Raw genomic sequence first — 15,798 nt, 5'->3', positions numbered from 1 at the left:
TGCTGATTATTCACCGAGGACTCTCCTAGTTAAACATTGTGGCTATTATACCATTGCTCAGGTATTATGTCGTTCCATTTAAAGCTGATGTTTCGCTGAAAAATCGGCAAATAAACGCTTTGCAACCATGCGAGCAAGCAGCATACCAGCAAGTACATCCCAGACGCGATGTTGTTTGGTGGTGAGGGTGCTGATGATAATTGCCACAGCCCAAGCCGCTACGAGCCAACGCCACGGCGAGCGCAAACGCCAATGGGCCTCCGCCAACACCATCGCATATGCTGTGTGCAAACTGGGCAAGGCATTGTACGGTGGATCAACGCGCCAAAGCCAAGCAAGCACGCGGTTGGTTGCTGGTTCTGGGCGGGGCACACTGGTGCGCACACTGCAAAAAATAATCGATCCTAGGCTATTGAGCAGGCTAATGGCCCAAAAAACTCGCCGGGCTTGGGCGGGCTTGGGCCAAAAATAAGCAGCATTCAAGCCTAAAAAGGGGTAGAGCGAAAGATAGGGGAAGACACTCGCAGGCAGCAGGGGAATCAGCCGATCAAGCGCGGTTTCGGGCACAACGTAGGCTGGCTGATCGGGAACATGGCTTGCAGCAAAATAACCGCCAAACGAGATCAAGGCAAGCGCCAGATCGGGGCTTGGCGAGGCCAGCGGCGATTGTTGCTGCAAGCCTGGCATATTTAGCTATTCACAGCCGATTCGCTATAGTGATTGCCGTTGCGGATGGTGCGTGGCACTTCATGGCAACGGCGACAGCGTGCTTCATAGGCTTCTTGCGCCCCAACCAAAATAATTGGGTCATCATACGAGGCAGGCATGCCGTTGATCAAGCGTTGCGTGCGCGAAGCAGCTTGACCACAAATCACACAAATTGCTTGCAGCTTGGTCACTTCTTCGGCTTTGGCGAGCAAGGTTGGCAATGGGCCAAATGGCTCACCGCGAAAATCTTGATCTAAGCCAGCGACAATGACCCGAATGCCGCGTTGGGCTAAAATATCGCATAAATCGATCACCGCAGGATCAAAAAACTGAACCTCATCGATCGCCACGACAGTTGTTTCAAGCACAATCGCCGCCGCAATATCGGCAGCAGTTTGCACGGGGGTTGCCAGCACGCGCACGCCATTATGTGAAGCAACTTCTTCATCGGAATAGCGAGTATCGATGGCTGGCTTAAACACTTGGATTTTTTGCCGGGCGATTTGCGCGCGCTTGACACGCCGAATCAGTTCCTCGGTTTTGCCGCTAAACATACTGCCGCAGACAACTTCAATCCCACCACGTTGCATGAGAACTCCTTATCGCATCAAGAGGAAGTGCAGGCCGCAAGGCAACAAAAGAGCCACGCGAAGCCTGGTGGTATCGCGTGGCTCTTTCCAGTTCAGAACAACGATGAAACCTTATTCTTCGGTTGAAGTTGGTTCTTCGCCGTAGACTTCATCGTAGAGGCTGCGCTTCTTGGGGGCTTGTTGAGCGCGAGCTTCGCGGCGGCGTTGGGCATCTGATTGCTTTTCTTGGCTTGATTGCAAGCGCTTCATAAAGCGATCAACTTGACCAGCGGTATCCAAGATGCGTTGTTCGCCGGTGTAGAACGGGTGGTTGCCTGACCAAACGTCCAAGCGCAATTCAGGCTTGGTTGAGCCAGTGATCAAGACTTCTTCGCCGTTCACCACAATTTTGGCATTGGGATAATATTTTGGGTGAATGTTCTTCTTCATGATAACTCCTCGATGGTGATGCTTTAGGCTTCAGCTTCAGCAGGTACAACGCTCACCATTTTTTGGGTGCGGCTGTAATCTTCGAATTTGACATGACCATCAATCATCGAGTAGATGGTGTAATCGCGGCCAAGGCCAACATTTGCGCCAGGGCGTACTTTGGTGCCACATTGGCGAACGATGATTGAACCAGGCTGAACCAACTCACCACCGAAGCGCTTGATACCACGCATTTGCGGCTTGCTGTCGCGCCCGTTTCGCGAGCTACCTACACCTTTTTTATGTGCCATTTGCAGGCTCCTTTCAGACGCGGGCCAACCGCGCGGTCAGATTACTTGTTGGGAACTACAATATCGTTGATGGTGATTTCAGTGTATTTTTGGCGATGGCCGGTGCGGCGGCGATAGCGTGCTTTTGCTTTGTAGCGGAACACGACGATCTTTTCGCCCTTCACAACTTCGCCAACGGTTGCTTTCACAACTGCGCCACTGATCAAGGGTGCGCCAACAAAGGTGTCGGCTCCACCAACCATCAAGACTTCATTAAATTCGATAGTGCTTCCATCTTCAGCGTCGGTCAAGGCAATTTGTAATGTTTGGCCTGGCTCAACGCGATACTGTTGGCCACGGTCTCGAATAATGGCGTACACGATGCCGCTCCTTCTGGCGGTTTGGTCCGCCGCCGATAAAAAAGAGAGGGGCATCTGCCCGCCCTCTTTTAATGATATTTTTTCTTTACAATACGGCGACGAATTATAACAGACAGCTTTGATGCTGTCAACCACAGCGATTTGAATTTTTAGGCCGCTTGGCTAGCGCAAATCACGCTCGATTTGAGCATTCCCTCACCCCCAAACCCCCTCTCCCACGAAAACGCGGGCGATGGGCTGCACACCTATTCACCTCTGCGAGCTAACCCGATAGTCATTGTTGACGTTGCCAAATATAACTATTTTTTGACTATGCTTTAATAAATTATTAAGTATGGTATTCTATAGTACCTACGCTCAGAGCAAAGCATAACAACCCTCCAGATCAGCAATTCCATTCTGAAAGGAACTTAAATGAAGGATCATCGGCTGATTACCCTGCTCGCGTTGTTCGTCATTATTTTTGCTGGGGCCAGCATGGTTCACCCGTTGGAAGCCAAAACCGTCAGTAGCGATAACTTGGTTTTGGGCAATCCTAGCGGGGCGGTCACCAGCAGCAGCTATCCTACCAATTATTTGATTCAACGCAACCAATACGCACTTTCGTATCATCGTGATAATGGCATCGCCAATTGGGTCAGTTGGCACCTTGATAGTGGCGATATTGGCAGCGCCTCACGCAGCGATTTCCAATCAGACAGTAGTTTGCCCAGTGGTTGGTATCGGGTCGCAACCGGCGACTACAGCGGCAGCGGCTACGATCGCGGCCACATGACTCCCTCCGGCGACCGCACCTCAAGCTCCAGCGACAACCAACCAACCTTCTTCATGACCAACATCATTCCCCAAGCTCCCGATAACAATCAAGGCCCATGGGTCGACCTCGAAACCTACGCCCGCGAGTTGGTCAGCGCAGGCAATGAGTTGTATATGATCACAGGCGGCGCTGGCTCACGCGGCACAATCGCCAACGGCAAAGTGCGCATCCCCAACTCAACCTGGAAAATCATTGTGGTGCTGAGCCAAGGCAGCAACGACCTGAGCCGCATCAGCAATAATACGCGGGTTATTGCAATCAACATGCCAAATGTGCAAGGCATTCGCGATAACGATTGGCGCGATTATCTGACCACAGTCGATGCGCTCGAAAGCTTGACTGGCTATAACTTTCTCTCGAATGTTTCAACTAGCATCCAAAGTGTCATCGAAGCGCGGATCGATGGCTCGACAACGCCAGTGCCAACCGCCGTGCCAACCTCAGTAAGCAACCCAACCGCGACTCCAGTGCGCACCGCAACGCCCCCACCAAGCACTGGCTGTAGCTCAACTCGCTTGTTCTTCTCGGAATACGTGGAAGGCAGCGGCAGCAACAAAGCCTTGGAACTTTACAACAATACTGGATCCAGCGTCAGCTTGAGCGGCTATAGCATCCAACTCTATGCGAATGGCGCGACCAACGCCACTAGCAGCGTTAATTTAAGTGGCTCGCTGGCCAATGGCGCAACCTATGTAATTGCCAATGCCTCTGCTTCAAGCAGCCTCTTGAATCTAGCCAACATCACCAATGGCGTGGCCAACTTCAATGGTAACGATGCCTTGGTATTGACCTACAACGGCACAGTTGTTGATAGCTTCGGCCAAGTTGGCAACGATCCAGGCAGCAGTGGTTGGAGTGGGTTGACCAGCGACCGCACGTTGCGCCGCAAGGCCAACATTGCCTCAGGCGACACCAATCGCAGCGATAGCTTTAGCCCAAGCAGCGCATGGGATGCCTACAGCAGCGATACCTTCAGCGGATTGGGCAGCCACAGCGTGAGCTGTCAATAACGCCCTAGACAATTTTCCTGAAACCAAGAACAGGCCACTGGAGTACTATCCAGTGGCCTGTTCGTCCTTAAGGACGAGAACGATTCGCCCTCGAATACCTGTTTAATAATTAATGAGCCATGGTATGCTTAGGCGGTGGGTAGGCTCCTAGCCTACAGGAGGAAACGATTGAATGGCAATGTTAAATGTTGTTGATGTTAAAAAGTCTTTTGCGGGAACGCAGGCAGTTCGCGGAGTCAGCTTTAATGTTGAACCTGGCGAATTGTTTGGTGTACTTGGCCCCAACGGGGCCGGTAAAACCACCACGATCCGCATGATTCTCGATATTTTGCGCCCCGATAGTGGCTCGATTGAAGTCCTCGGCGGCCCAATGGATGAATCCAAGAAAAATCGCATTGGCTATCTGCCCGAGGAACGCGGCCTCTATCGCAACCTCAAAGTTATCGATTGTATGGTCTATTTGGCAACCCTCAAGGGCATCGAGCGCAACGAGGCTCGCAAACGGGCCAGCGCCTATCTCGAACGGGTTGAACTTGGCCATGTTGCCCAGAAAAAAGTCAGCGAATTGAGCAAAGGGATGCAGCAAAAAGTGCAATTTGGCACCACCATTTTGCACGAGCCAGACATCGTGATTATCGACGAACCCTTTGAAGCACTCGATCCGGTCAACACGCGCATGGTCAAAGATCTCTTGTTTGATATTCGGCGTGAAGGCCGCGCGGTGCTGATGTGCACCCACCAAATGCACCTGATCGAAGAAATGTGCGACCGCATCGTGATGTTCAATCGCGGCGAAATTGTCTTGAATGGCACTTTGCGCGATGTACGCCGCCGCTTTGCTCCCAACGCAGTTTGGGTTGAAGGCAATGGCTCGTTCGATAATTTGCCTGGCATCGAGAGCGTCCAAACCGAAAATGGCCAAGTCCAGCTCAACTTGCAAGCTGGCACCAGCCCGCAAAGCGTTTTCCAAGCCTTAGCAAGCCGTGGTGACACCACGATCGATCGTTTTGAAGTGGCAATTCCGTCGCTCGACGATATTTTCGTGCGTGTCGTCAATGGGGAGCGTGGCCAATGAGCAAGGCAAAATGGTGGACCATCGCCGCTCATGAATATGCAGTCCATGCCAAACGCAAAGGTTTTTTGATTGCTACCTTTGGCACGCCGCTCTTGCTGGTGGCAATCTTCGCGGCAATCTTTGCCTTTATTGCCTTTGGCGATCAGAGCAATAGCCTTGGGGTGGTTGACCAAGCTGGCATCACCCAAAAACTGCCTGCCACGGTCACGATCACCGATACCTTGCGCAAAGATGTGGCGGTTATTCGCTTTGATAGCGAAGATTTAGCCAAAACGGCGCTCAGCAAGCAAGAAATTGATGGCTATGTGGTCATTCCAAGCGATTATCTACAAAGCGGAGCCTTGCGTGGCGTTGCCAACGAAGGCAATTTGAGCAGTGATGCCCGTGGCCGCTTCACCGATTACATGCAAAAAGCCTTGATTAGCAATCAACCATCGTTGAATGATCAACGAGCACTTGAGCCAATTGATCAGGTCTATAATCGCAAGCCAAATAGCGATGTTGAAACCAGCGAAGGCCAAGGGGTTTTGCTCTTTTTCGCGCCCTATATGTTTGGCATTTTCTTCTTTATCGCTGTGTTTAGCTCAAGTGCCTACTTGATGACCGCCTTGGTTGAAGAAAAAGAATCCCGGGTAATGGAAATTTTGGCGACCTCGCTGCGGCCATTTGAGCTGATGGTTGGCAAAATTGTCGGCCTTGGCTTAGTTGGCTTAACCCAAATTAGCATCTGGGTGGGCACAGCGCTGCTTGCCTTCACAATTGCCCGCGCCAACATCGAAGGTATGGCCAATTTAACCTTGCCAACCAACGTCTTGTTGATTGGCGTAGTGATGTTTGTGCCAGCCTATCTGATGGTTGCGGGAGCACTCGGCGCAATCGGTGCAAGCGTTTCGGCAGTCCAAGAAGGCCAGCAATTCTCAGGCATTATCTCGATCTTGATGATTTCGCCAGTCTGGTTTATCAACATGATTATTGAAAACCCGAATGGCCCATTAGCCCTGTTCCTGAGCCTGTTCCCCTTCACAGCACCAATTGTTATGATGCAGCGGGTTGCCTTGGTCAGCGTGCCAGCATGGCAAATTGGGCTATCGGTGCTGTTATTGATTGGCATGGCTTTATTAATGATTTGGCTTGCAGCCCGAATTGTGCGGGTTGGGATGTTGCGCTATGGCAAACGGCTTACATTGACCGAAATTCGCCGCGCATTGAGCCTTGGAGGTCAACATGGCGAATAAAATGCTCAGTGTCGCCCAAAATGAATTTATTAAACACATTCGCAAACCAACATTTTGGCTCGCCGTTTTCGGCATGCCGCTGCTGATTGCGGTGGTTGGCTTTTTTAGCCAATCCAACAACAATAACCGCAGTGGTTTTGCGGTGCCCGGCTTGGGCGACCCAGCCAAAATCAACGAAGATATTCTTTCGGGCGAGCTGAAAATTGGCTTTGTTGACGAAAGTGGCGTGATTAAAGGCATTCCAAGCAGCTTCGATCCCCAAACTGCTTCGCTGTATATCCAATACCCCGATGTGGCGCAAGGCTTGGCAGCGATGGAAAAAACCGATATTCCCGCCTTGTATGTGATTCCAAGCGATTACTTGGCCACTGGCAAGGTGCAGCGCTATAGCAACCAAGTTAATCCTTTTGGCGATTCGCTCCAATCATCGTTGGTCGAATTATTGCTAAGCACTAGTTTGTATCCCGATAACGGTAGTAGTTATGCCTTTTTGCTCCAGCAGCCAACCACCCAGCTCAAAGTTGAGGGGCCTGATGGGCCAATCAACAAGGCCACGAACGAAGGCGAACGCATGCAATCGGCCTTTCTCTTAGGTATGGGCCTGGCCTTATTGCTCTATATTTCGATCTTCTCATCGGCCAACTTGCTGTTGCAATCGCTGATTGAAGAAAAAGAAAATCGCGTAATCGAAGTTATGCTTTCGTCGTTGCGGCCCCGCAGTTTGTTGCAAGGCAAAATTCTTGGCCTCGGTCTCTTGGGTTTGGTTCAAGTTGCAATCTGGATTGCAATGGGCGCGTTGATTACGGGTCAAGGTGCAGCCTTGGGCAGTATGATGGCCAATGTCGAAATTTCGCTTGGCGCATGGTTGCTGGCTTTGATAAGTTTTGTGCTTGGCTATGCCATGTATGCGTCGCTGATGGCGGGCATTGGGGCAGTGGCCAACACGATGCGCGAAAGCTCGCAACTGACGGTCATTGTTGGCTTGCCAATTATTATCCCGTTGATGTTCATCAGCGTGATTATCGAGCAACCAAATGGCGGCTTGACCACAGGTCTGAGTCTGTTCCCATTGACTGCGCCAGTCGTCTTGACGATTCGCAGCGTGTTGACCAGCGTGCCACTCTGGCAAGTTGGGCTGTCGGTTGGATTGATGATTGTGACCGTGATTGGCTTGCAATTTGTCACAGCGCGTATGTTCCGCGCCAGCACCTTGTTGCGGGGCAGCAAAGCCTCATTTGGCGCAATGTGGCAAGCCTTACGTCAACCAGAATAGGCTGCAACAATCAAAATGCTGTCGGCGTTAATTAATCCGACAGCATTTTGGCAAAATTGCTCTCGTTTTTTAGCAGCAAATCTGCTACAGTAGACTCCTGAGTTGGAACTTGTTCGGTTGTTGGGTTTTGTGTGGAAGAGCTTTGCTCTAGGAGGAACCTAGCGTTATGCGAAAACGCATCGGCTTAATACTGGCTTTGCTGGCAGTTTTGTTCACAACAATGCCTGCAGCAGCAGAAATTGTCAATGTCCCCTACGCCGAAGAACCAGAATTTTTGCTCGACGACGAGGAGTTGTTGAAAGTTGCTCAACTGCAAGACAACACCTACCCCGGCGTTAGCAGCACAATCAGCCCCGATGACACCACCGTGTTGATTGGCAACTATCGCTACAGCGATACTGGCTCAGCGTTGTTGAATGTTGTTGATGGCTCAATCGTGCCAGTTCAACCATTGCAACTGCCAGAAGATAGCGACTTTTTCCCATTTTCTGCAACTGAAATGGTTTGGCTCGACAACGACCATATTGGTCAAGTCTTGTTTGACCCATTCACAGGCAGCATGATGCTGTCAATCGACCGCAACACTGGTGCAATTAGCCTGTATCCCGTTAATTTGCCTTACATTCCATTGTCGATTGCGCCAAACGGCTCAAACTTGTTGGTTGTGACCTTCGATCAAAGTGAACTCGAAGCTATGCGCCAAGCACCTGAGTCGGTTAAATTGCCGTTCAGCGTCGAAGCGCCAAAAACGACCATGGAACGGGTCAAGCCAAAGGATAAGATTGCCTACTACGCCCACACCGACTCACGGGGCCGGATGAGTGAAGAAACCCTTGATTTGGCAATCTACGACCTGAACACTGGCGCATTGACCCCATTGTACAGCGTGCCCGACCACACCTTGCTCTACGATTATGCGTGGGCAAAAGATGGTAGCAAGCTGGCCTTGATTCGCGATAGCGTGATTTTGGGCGAAGGCTTTGGCGAAAAACGCTTGGTTGACATTATGACCCAAGATGCACTTGGCGGTCTGTCACCCAAGGATAACCCACTCTTCACCCAAAATGTGCTCGACACCTTCGATTTGACGACTGGCAACTTCAAGCCTGAAGCTTGGCGGGCAGTCAATGGCGATGGTCGGGTTGTGCGCGACATCGAATGGAGCACCGACGGCCAACGCTACATCGTGCGCTTGGAACGCCCAGCTCAAATCGCTGGTCGACCAAACCCAACCTATATCTTCCCAGATATGGCAAGCTATGAATTCCGCAGCATTGATGGCAGTTTACTGCGTGAATTGTACACGCCAGAGTTGCAAACGCCTGATGCTTCAGCAATCAAGTTCCTGTCGCCAGATGAAGTCTTGTTCAACACCGTCACTGACACCAACCAAGCCTTGTACTACTTCAACCAAGGTTCAGGTGAGTTCCGCAAGATTTCAACCATGGATGGCACCTACTTCGGCGCGATCAGTACCAACCTGACCCAACAATTGATCTTCAGCTATATGTCGTTCAGCCAGCCAGCCGATATTTATCGTATGAACTGGAACGGCCAAGCCTTGAGCCGCTTGACCTGGGGTAACGGCGAGCTTGAAAAACTCAACAATGTGCGGGTTGATAGCGTTTCGTTTACCGTCAGCAGTGGCGCACAACGCAACGGCTTCTTGATCCAACCAGGTGGCGCTGAATTCCCGCCAAAAAATGTGCCAATTGTGTTCTGGCAAGAAGGTGGCCCACGCTCCACCATGACCCAATTCTTTGCAGCCAACACGGAAAACCCTTACAACTTGTTGCCAAACTTTGGCATCGCTGTGTTGTATGTGCCACTTCCAGGCCGCTTGGGCTTTGGGCCAGAATTCTTGAACGCCTTGGCTGATAACGACAACTTCGGCAAAATCGACATCGACGAAGGTGCCGAAATTGTTGGCCAAGCAATCGCACGCGGTTGGACTTCACAAAGCAAAATTGGGGTTACCGGTTGTTCATACGGCGGCTATTTCAGCGCCCAAAGTATCACCCGCCACCCAACTCGCTACGCTGCTGCCAACCCACAATGTACCTTGTTGAACAATGCCAATGAATTCCACTTTGGCTTGGGGCCATTAATTGCCTACCTCGAAGGTGGCACACCAATGGATAAGCCAGCTGAATATGCCGAAGATTCGCCATTGAATCGGGCTGACCGCGTGCGCACCCCAACCCTGTTATTCCATGGTGAATTCGACTTCTTGCCAGTCAAGTATGCAGTCGATTTCCATGATCAAATCGAAATTCAAAAGCATCGCGTCAAGTTGGTAACCTATGAGCTCGAAGGCCACGGCCTGAGCGACCCAGCCAACCAATTCCGCGCTGCCCAAGAGCAAATCTTGTGGTTCCGCCAATATTTGAGCGGCGACCCAAGCGTTGCCGGCGAGCCAGTCGTTGCCGATGCAGCAACCATGACGGTACCTGAAACCACGAATGTAATCGTGTTTGAAGAAACCACCACGGTTGCCCCAAGCTTCCAACTCAGCAAAAACTGGATTGCTGCTCAGTAATTTGGTTGAATGCAACAAGCGGAGCCGTTATGGCTCCGCTTGTTTTGGTTAGGCCACATAGCCCGCTTGCAATTCGCGCTCGATCATCGCCAACAACAGCCCAGAGCGAATGCTCACCTGAGCATTGGGCGCGGCAAATTCGTTGCTCACACCTCGCGCCGGGCCAATCGGTAGATCTTCATCGCGCAATGGATAGCGCAAGCCCTCAGTGCGCACGCCCCCAACATCGCCCAACGGCAGGAGCGAAACCCGCAAGCCAGCTTTGCCTTGAAATTCTAATTGCTGGCGAATCAAACGTACTTCCCAAGCGCCATCAAGCAGCGCCACATCACGCCCAATCAAGGATGGATGGGTCAGCAACAATTGGTTGGCCATGTGCATATCAGGGCGGCCACCAAGCGCCGCCAAAATCCGAATTTGATCTGCGCCACGTTCAACTGCCAACAACAACGCCAATTCGAGATCGGTCTCGTTTTTGGCGGCGGGAAAGCGCAAAATTTCGACCTTACGGGCTTGCATAATCTCCAACATGGCAGGTTGAATCGAATCCAAATCGCCAATAATCACATGCGGCGTAACGCCGTGATTAAGCGCATGACGTGCCCCGCCATCAGCAGCAATCAACAAATCGGTGCTGCTCAACAAGGGCAATGCCGAGCGAATATCTGCTTGCGGCGCATCGGCCAAAATAACTGCTAGCATTAGGCTCCTTGGCTCAGTGGCGCTAAATCCAATAATTCAGTCAGCGAGCTAATCACATAATCGGTTTGCACCGCCCGAACTTTGGCTCCAGGCCGCTGCAACAGCACCGTGGTCATGCCAAATTTTGCTGCGCCAGCATGTTCTTGGGTATCGCCATCGCCAACATACACCACCTCGCGCGGGTCAACTCCAAGCGCATCGATCGCATGTTGGTAAATGCCAGGCTCGGGCTTGGCCGAACGCACATCGCACGAGTAGGCAATTGCATCAAATAAATTGAGCAAGCCCATCGGCTCCATCATCGGAATCGTTTCAGCTGAACAATTGGTGACCAAGGCAATTTGGTGGCCGCGATCGCGCAAGGCTTGCAGGGTCGGGATGGTATCGGGATAAACTCGCAGCGTGCTGAAAAACTCCAAGCGCTGTTTGGTCAAGGTCGCATGCACCTCAGGCGTAACCGTAATGCCCAAGTAGCTCAACGTTTGGTCAACAATCTCCTCAGCTTGGCGATAGGTACCGACCATGCGCGCTTGATACGAGCGGCCAGCGGCAGTATGAAAGGCATGATCGTCGATGCCCAAGAGCGGAGCCGCCAAGGTTGCCCAGTTGTAGGCAGGGTCTGGCTCGATCAAAGTAAAGTAGAGGTCGATAAAAACAGGTCGTGGCATAAACGCTCCGTTGCATAAAATAATCTTGCAGCTATTGTATGCAGATTGGCGTTTTGTGGTACGATGCTGGCTGATTGTGGCCTTTAATTCCGAAGGGTTGTGCATGGATCGGCCAAGCGTTTCAATTATCGTGATCAATTTTAATGGTAAAAAACACCTTGTTGCTTGTTTAAACTCCTTGATTGCCCAACGCTACCCAAGCAATGCACTCGATATTATTGTGGTCGATAATGCCTCGCACGATGGCTCCTGCGACTTAATTCGCCAACAATTCCCCAGCGTCCAGCTCATCGAAAATCGCGAGAATTTGGGCTTTGCGCCAGCAGTTAATCAAGCGGTGCGTTTAAGCCAAGCCCAGTATGTGGCCTTGATCAACAACGATGCCAAAGCCGATCCCGATTGGATCGCGCAGTTGGTGGCCGAAATCGAAGCCCATCGCGCTGAAAAGGTGATTGCAGTTGGCGCAAAAATGCTCGATTGGGAAGGCCAGCAGATTGATTTTATTCAAGCAGCATTAAATATTTTTGGCCATGGCAACCAACCCTTTACCCGCATGCCAGCCGCGAGCGTTTTGGGCCACACTGGCCCGCAACTCTTTGCCTGTGGCGGGGCAATGCTGGCTGATCGGGCGGCATTTTTGGCCATTGGTGGCTTCGATGAAAGCTATTTTGCCTACTTCGAAGATGTCGATTTTGGCTGGCGGGCTTGGTTGCTCGGCTATCAAGTGCGTTTTACGCCAGCAGCGGTGGTCTATCATCGCCAACATGCCACCGCCAACACCATGGGCGGGCATCAAATTCGCAGCTTGCTTGAACGCAATGCGCTGCGCACAATCATCAAACATTATGCCGATGAGCAATTGTGGCGGATTTTGCCAGCAGCTTTGTTGCTAATTATTCAACGCAGCTTGCTCGATGGCGCAGGTAGCTTTGATCGCAAAGAATTTGATTTGCGCCTGCGCAACCAAGGCGATCAAACGAGCACTATGCACGTCCCCAAGATTATGTTGAGTTATATCGCAGCTTTGGGCGATGTGCTCGATGGCTGGGATATGCTGTGGGCTGAACGCCAACGCATTCAGCAATTACGGCAGCGCAGCGATGCTGAACTTTTTAAATTATTTGAACAACCATTTGGCTTGATCGATATTGATATTCAATTGCATATGCAACAACAAACCATGGTCGAGAGTTTTAAATTGCGAGAACTTATGCCGCACCCAACCACCAATGTGCTGATCGTCAGCATTGATCCGTTGCAAGCAGCCTTGGCCGGGCCAGCAATTCGCAGCGTGCAAATTGCCAAACAGCTGAGCCAGCATTGCAAAGTTGTGCTTGCCGCGCCTGATCGGGCCGATTTGACGCTTCCCAATGTGCAAACCATCGCCTTCCCCAGCAACGATGGCGCAAGTTTGGGCGAGTTGGCGCTGAATGCAGAAGTAATTATCGTGCAAGGCTATAGTTTGCAAAAATATCCCCAATTGCTGAATGCAGAACGGATTTTGGTGGTCGATCTCTATGATCCCTTCCATTTCGAGGCGCTTGAATTGGCCGAACGCCGCGGCATGAGCCTTGAACGGGCAATCGCGGTCAACGATGCCAGCGTTGAAGCCATCAGCGAGCAATTAGCATTGGGCGATTTCTTTATCTGTGCCAGCGAGCGCCAGCGCGATTTGTGGCTGGGCGCGTTGACCGTGAGCAAGCGCTTAACGCCTGAGCACTATCGCAATGATCCAACCTTGCGCAAACTAATCGATCTTGTGCCATTTGGCTTACCAAGCGAGCCACCGAAAGCCACCCAGCCCGTGATGCGCGGCGTGATTGAGGGCATTAATCACGCTGATGTGATTGCCTTGTGGGGTGGTGGCATCTGGGAATGGCTTGATCCCTTGACAATTATTCGGGCCATGGCCGAATTGCAGCACAGCCACCCGCAGTTGAAATTGGTCTTTATGGGTGGTCAGCACCCAAATAGCCAAGACGTTGGCGTGATGCAGCGCTACACCGAGGCCGTTGATCTCGCCAAAGCGCTTGGTTTATATGCCAAAACCGTCTTTTTCAACCAAACATGGGTTGAATACGAGCAACGGGTCAACTATTTGCTCGAAGCAGATCTGGGGGTCAGCGCGCATCATAACCATACAGAAACCCGCTTTGCCTTTCGCACGCGCTTGCTCGATTATCTTTGGGCCAGTTTGCCGATGATTGTCTCTGCTGGCGATAGCTTGGCCGATGTGGTGCAGCACGAGCAACTTGGCCAAGTAGTGGCGATTGAGGATGTGCAAGGCTGGGTTGCGGCCTTGGCCCACGCGGCGGATACCCGTTCGAATCGTGAGCAACGCCAAGCGCAATTTGCCCAGGTGCAACAAGCCTATACTTGGGAGCAAGCCTGTGCGCCGTTGGTTGCGTTTTGTCGCCAACCGCAGTATGCCGCCGACAAACGGCGCAGTGTTAAGGCTCAAAGCAAACAAGCAGGCCATACCAGCATGCGCTACCGCATGGATGAGCTTGATCGGGTTGTGGCTGAGAAAAACGAGCACATCGCCCACCTCGAACAGCATATCAAAGGCATGGAAAATGGCAAAGTGATGCGCCTATTACGGTGGATCAATCGTTTGCGTAAGGGTTAGGGTTAGGGGTCAGGATTCAGGGACGAGGGATCAGGAATACTTTGTGCGCTTCGGATTCTTCGTGGATCAGATATTTAACGCAGAGGCGCAGAGAATATGGAGGATTTAGGGGCCAGAGATCAGAAGTCAGGATTGCTGTTTGGGTTCGATAATGCAAATCTGACCCCTAATCCCTGAATCCTGACCCCTTCGTGAATCAAACCCGATCCCCAGCCCCCGACCTGCTCCCTATGTTCTATATTGTATGCTCTATGTTCTAAATGGATAGGGTATAATAACCACGTTTAACTAGTATGGCTGGAATTTTCCCATGAAAATATTATCTGCCTTGACCTACTACGCGCCGCACTGGACGGGCTTGACCATGCATGCCCAACGGGTGGCTGAAGGACTCGCAGCTCGTGGACATCACGTCACTGTCTTAACAATCCAGCATGAGCCAACGCTGCCAACCGAAGAAATCTTGAATGGCGTGCATGTGTTGCGGCTCAAGCCAGCAGCGCAAATTAGCCGAGGCATGCTCGCCCTCAACTTTCCCTTTGTGGCTGCCAAATTGATTCGTAGCCACGATGTAGTGCACGTGCACACGCCCCAGCTTGAGGCCTTGTTGCTTTCGGGCTTATGCCGCATGCTGAATAAGCCACTGCTGATGAGCCACCACGGCGATTTGGTCATGCCAACCGGCCTCGTCAATCGCGCAATCGAAAAAGTGATGATTGGCCAAATGGTGCTGGCAGGCAAATTAGCCCGCCGAGTCAGCGCCTACAGCCGCGATTACGCTGCACATTCCAGCTTTTTACAAAAATTCAGCAAAAAATTGACCTATATTTACCCACCAGTCGAGTTGCCAACGCCGATTCCAAGCCAAGTTGCGGCTTGGAAATCGGAACTCGGGATTAGCGATAAGCCAATTGTTGGCTTTGCTGGGCGCTTCGTCGAAGAAAAAGGCTTTGATTTCTTACTCAAAGCCATGCCGATGATCGCCGAGGTCTTTCCCGAGGTGCGTTTTGTGTTTGCTGGCGAGCATAAAATGGTCTATGAAGATTTCTATTCGACCTGCTTGCCGATGATCGAGCAAAACCGCGAGCGGATTGTGTTCCTTGGCTTGTTGCGCGATCCCCAAAAACTGGCTAATTTTTATGCAATGTGCGATCTGTTTACCTTGCCAAGCCGCACCGATTGTTTGGCGATGGTCCAGATCGAAGCCTTATTAGCGGGCACGCCGCTGGTGACCAGCGATATTCCAGGAGCGCGGGTTGTGGTTCAAGAAACTGGGTTTGGGCGCTTGGTAGAAACCCAAAATCCACGCGCTTTGGCTGATGGCATTATTGAAGTGCTGAAAAATCCCCAAACTTATAAAGTTCAGCCCGCCAAAGTTGAGCAAGTTTTTTCCGTCAAAGGCATCCTCGATAGCTACGAACGGACGATGGCCGAGATGTGTGGCCAGCCCGTTTCAGCATCGGTTGTATAAGAA

General features: G+C 51.5%; 14 protein-coding genes. 7 read left to right on the top strand and 7 right to left on the bottom strand.

Annotated elements, in window-relative coordinates; genetic code table 11:
- Nucleotides 1-78: 78 nt before the first annotated feature.
- From JOD20_RS06310 to rplU, 5 genes are all read right to left on the bottom strand, one after another.
- The gene (locus JOD20_RS06310; protein WP_204754448.1) at nt 79-687 is read right to left on the bottom strand and encodes a phosphatase PAP2 family protein; all 609 of its coding nucleotides are present in this window, start codon (nt 685-687) and stop codon (nt 79-81) included.
- A 2-nt stretch (nt 688-689) separates the two neighbouring features.
- The gene (locus JOD20_RS06305) at nt 690-1,298 is read right to left on the bottom strand and encodes a thymidine kinase (RefSeq protein ID WP_204754447.1); all 609 of its coding nucleotides are present in this window, start codon (nt 1,296-1,298) and stop codon (nt 690-692) included.
- A 111-nt stretch (nt 1,299-1,409) separates the two neighbouring features.
- A complete protein-coding gene (rpmE, locus tag JOD20_RS06300; RefSeq protein WP_054535363.1) occupies nt 1,410-1,727 on the bottom strand; it encodes a 50S ribosomal protein L31 in 318 nt (105 codons plus the stop codon).
- A 23-nt stretch (nt 1,728-1,750) separates the two neighbouring features.
- The gene (rpmA, locus tag JOD20_RS06295) at nt 1,751-2,017 is read right to left on the bottom strand and encodes a 50S ribosomal protein L27 (RefSeq protein WP_012190209.1); all 267 of its coding nucleotides are present in this window, start codon (nt 2,015-2,017) and stop codon (nt 1,751-1,753) included.
- Between the two features lie 41 nt (nt 2,018-2,058).
- Complete coding sequence (gene rplU / locus JOD20_RS06290) at nt 2,059-2,376, bottom strand: 50S ribosomal protein L21 (protein WP_054535362.1); 318 nt, start codon at nt 2,374-2,376, stop codon at nt 2,059-2,061.
- A gap of 414 nt (nt 2,377-2,790) precedes the next feature.
- On the opposite strand from rplU, the gene JOD20_RS06285 reads away from it, so the two are divergent.
- From JOD20_RS06285 to JOD20_RS06265, 5 genes are all read left to right on the top strand, one after another.
- Nucleotides 2,791-4,203 carry a DNA/RNA non-specific endonuclease gene (locus JOD20_RS06285; protein ID WP_204754446.1) on the top strand — a complete coding sequence of 471 codons (1,413 nt, stop codon included), beginning with the start codon at nt 2,791-2,793 and terminating at the stop codon, nt 4,201-4,203.
- Between the two features lie 172 nt (nt 4,204-4,375).
- Nucleotides 4,376-5,278, top strand: a complete 903-nt coding sequence (locus tag JOD20_RS06280) for an ABC transporter ATP-binding protein (protein ID WP_204754445.1) — start codon at nt 4,376-4,378, stop codon at nt 5,276-5,278.
- Nucleotides 5,275-6,513, top strand: a complete 1,239-nt coding sequence (locus JOD20_RS06275; protein ID WP_204754444.1) for an ABC transporter permease — start codon at nt 5,275-5,277, stop codon at nt 6,511-6,513. The genes JOD20_RS06280 and JOD20_RS06275 overlap by 4 nt, the downstream gene beginning before the upstream one ends.
- A complete protein-coding gene (locus JOD20_RS06270) occupies nt 6,503-7,786 on the top strand; it encodes an ABC transporter permease (RefSeq protein ID WP_204754443.1) in 1,284 nt (427 codons plus the stop codon). Before JOD20_RS06275 ends, JOD20_RS06270 begins: the two co-directional genes overlap by 11 nt.
- 166 nt (nt 7,787-7,952) lie before the next feature.
- Entirely contained in the window at nt 7,953-10,325 is a 2,373-nt protein-coding gene (locus tag JOD20_RS06265) for an alpha/beta hydrolase family protein (protein ID WP_204754442.1), read from the top strand.
- 48 nt (nt 10,326-10,373) lie between these two features.
- Here the strand turns inward: JOD20_RS06265 and JOD20_RS06260 are convergent, their stop codons facing one another.
- Both JOD20_RS06260 and JOD20_RS06255 read right to left on the bottom strand, forming a co-directional pair.
- On the bottom strand, nt 10,374-11,027 hold the full coding sequence (locus tag JOD20_RS06260; RefSeq protein ID WP_204754441.1) for a thiamine diphosphokinase: 654 nt from the start codon (nt 11,025-11,027) through the stop codon (nt 10,374-10,376).
- Nucleotides 11,027-11,695 carry an HAD family hydrolase gene (locus JOD20_RS06255; protein WP_164689604.1) on the bottom strand — a complete coding sequence of 223 codons (669 nt, stop codon included), beginning with the start codon at nt 11,693-11,695 and terminating at the stop codon, nt 11,027-11,029. The genes JOD20_RS06260 and JOD20_RS06255 overlap by 1 nt, the downstream gene beginning before the upstream one ends.
- 103 nt (nt 11,696-11,798) lie before the next feature.
- Here JOD20_RS06255 and JOD20_RS06250 point away from each other — a divergent pair, with 103 nt between their 5' ends.
- Both JOD20_RS06250 and JOD20_RS06245 read left to right on the top strand, forming a co-directional pair.
- The gene (locus tag JOD20_RS06250; protein ID WP_204754439.1) at nt 11,799-14,324 is read left to right on the top strand and encodes a glycosyltransferase; all 2,526 of its coding nucleotides are present in this window, start codon (nt 11,799-11,801) and stop codon (nt 14,322-14,324) included.
- A gap of 310 nt (nt 14,325-14,634) precedes the next feature.
- On the top strand, nt 14,635-15,795 hold the full coding sequence (locus JOD20_RS06245) for a glycosyltransferase family 4 protein (protein WP_204754438.1): 1,161 nt from the start codon (nt 14,635-14,637) through the stop codon (nt 15,793-15,795).
- The last annotated feature ends 3 nt before the right edge of the window (nt 15,796-15,798 follow it).

This window comes from Herpetosiphon giganteus (assembly GCF_016907925.1).
Classification (GTDB): domain Bacteria; phylum Chloroflexota; class Chloroflexia; order Chloroflexales; family Herpetosiphonaceae; genus Herpetosiphon; species Herpetosiphon giganteus.
Note: the sequence above shows the minus strand (reverse complement) of the source record. Positions and strands in the feature narration are given on the sequence as shown.

What these genes read in the sequence shown, in the direction of transcription:
- JOD20_RS06310 (WP_204754448.1), bottom strand. Translation starts at nt 687, where the DNA reads ATGCCAGGCTTGCAGCAACAATCGCCGCTGGCCTCGCCAAGCCCCGAT.
- JOD20_RS06305 (WP_204754447.1), bottom strand. Translation starts at nt 1,298, where the DNA reads ATGCAACGTGGTGGGATTGAAGTTGTCTGCGGCAGTATGTTTAGCGGC.
- rpmE (WP_054535363.1), bottom strand. Translation starts at nt 1,727, where the DNA reads ATGAAGAAGAACATTCACCCAAAATATTATCCCAATGCCAAAATTGTG.
- rpmA (WP_012190209.1), bottom strand. Translation starts at nt 2,017, where the DNA reads ATGGCACATAAAAAAGGTGTAGGTAGCTCGCGAAACGGGCGCGACAGC.
- JOD20_RS06285 (WP_204754446.1), top strand. Translation starts at nt 2,791, where the DNA reads ATGAAGGATCATCGGCTGATTACCCTGCTCGCGTTGTTCGTCATTATT.
- JOD20_RS06280 (WP_204754445.1), top strand. Translation starts at nt 4,376, where the DNA reads ATGGCAATGTTAAATGTTGTTGATGTTAAAAAGTCTTTTGCGGGAACG.
- JOD20_RS06275 (WP_204754444.1), top strand. Translation starts at nt 5,275, where the DNA reads ATGAGCAAGGCAAAATGGTGGACCATCGCCGCTCATGAATATGCAGTC.
- JOD20_RS06270 (WP_204754443.1), top strand. Translation starts at nt 6,503, where the DNA reads ATGGCGAATAAAATGCTCAGTGTCGCCCAAAATGAATTTATTAAACAC.
- JOD20_RS06265 (WP_204754442.1), top strand. Translation starts at nt 7,953, where the DNA reads ATGCGAAAACGCATCGGCTTAATACTGGCTTTGCTGGCAGTTTTGTTC.
- JOD20_RS06260 (WP_204754441.1), bottom strand. Translation starts at nt 11,027, where the DNA reads ATGCTAGCAGTTATTTTGGCCGATGCGCCGCAAGCAGATATTCGCTCG.
- JOD20_RS06255 (WP_164689604.1), bottom strand. Translation starts at nt 11,695, where the DNA reads ATGCCACGACCTGTTTTTATCGACCTCTACTTTACTTTGATCGAGCCA.
- JOD20_RS06250 (WP_204754439.1), top strand. Translation starts at nt 11,799, where the DNA reads ATGGATCGGCCAAGCGTTTCAATTATCGTGATCAATTTTAATGGTAAA.
- JOD20_RS06245 (WP_204754438.1), top strand. Translation starts at nt 14,635, where the DNA reads ATGAAAATATTATCTGCCTTGACCTACTACGCGCCGCACTGGACGGGC.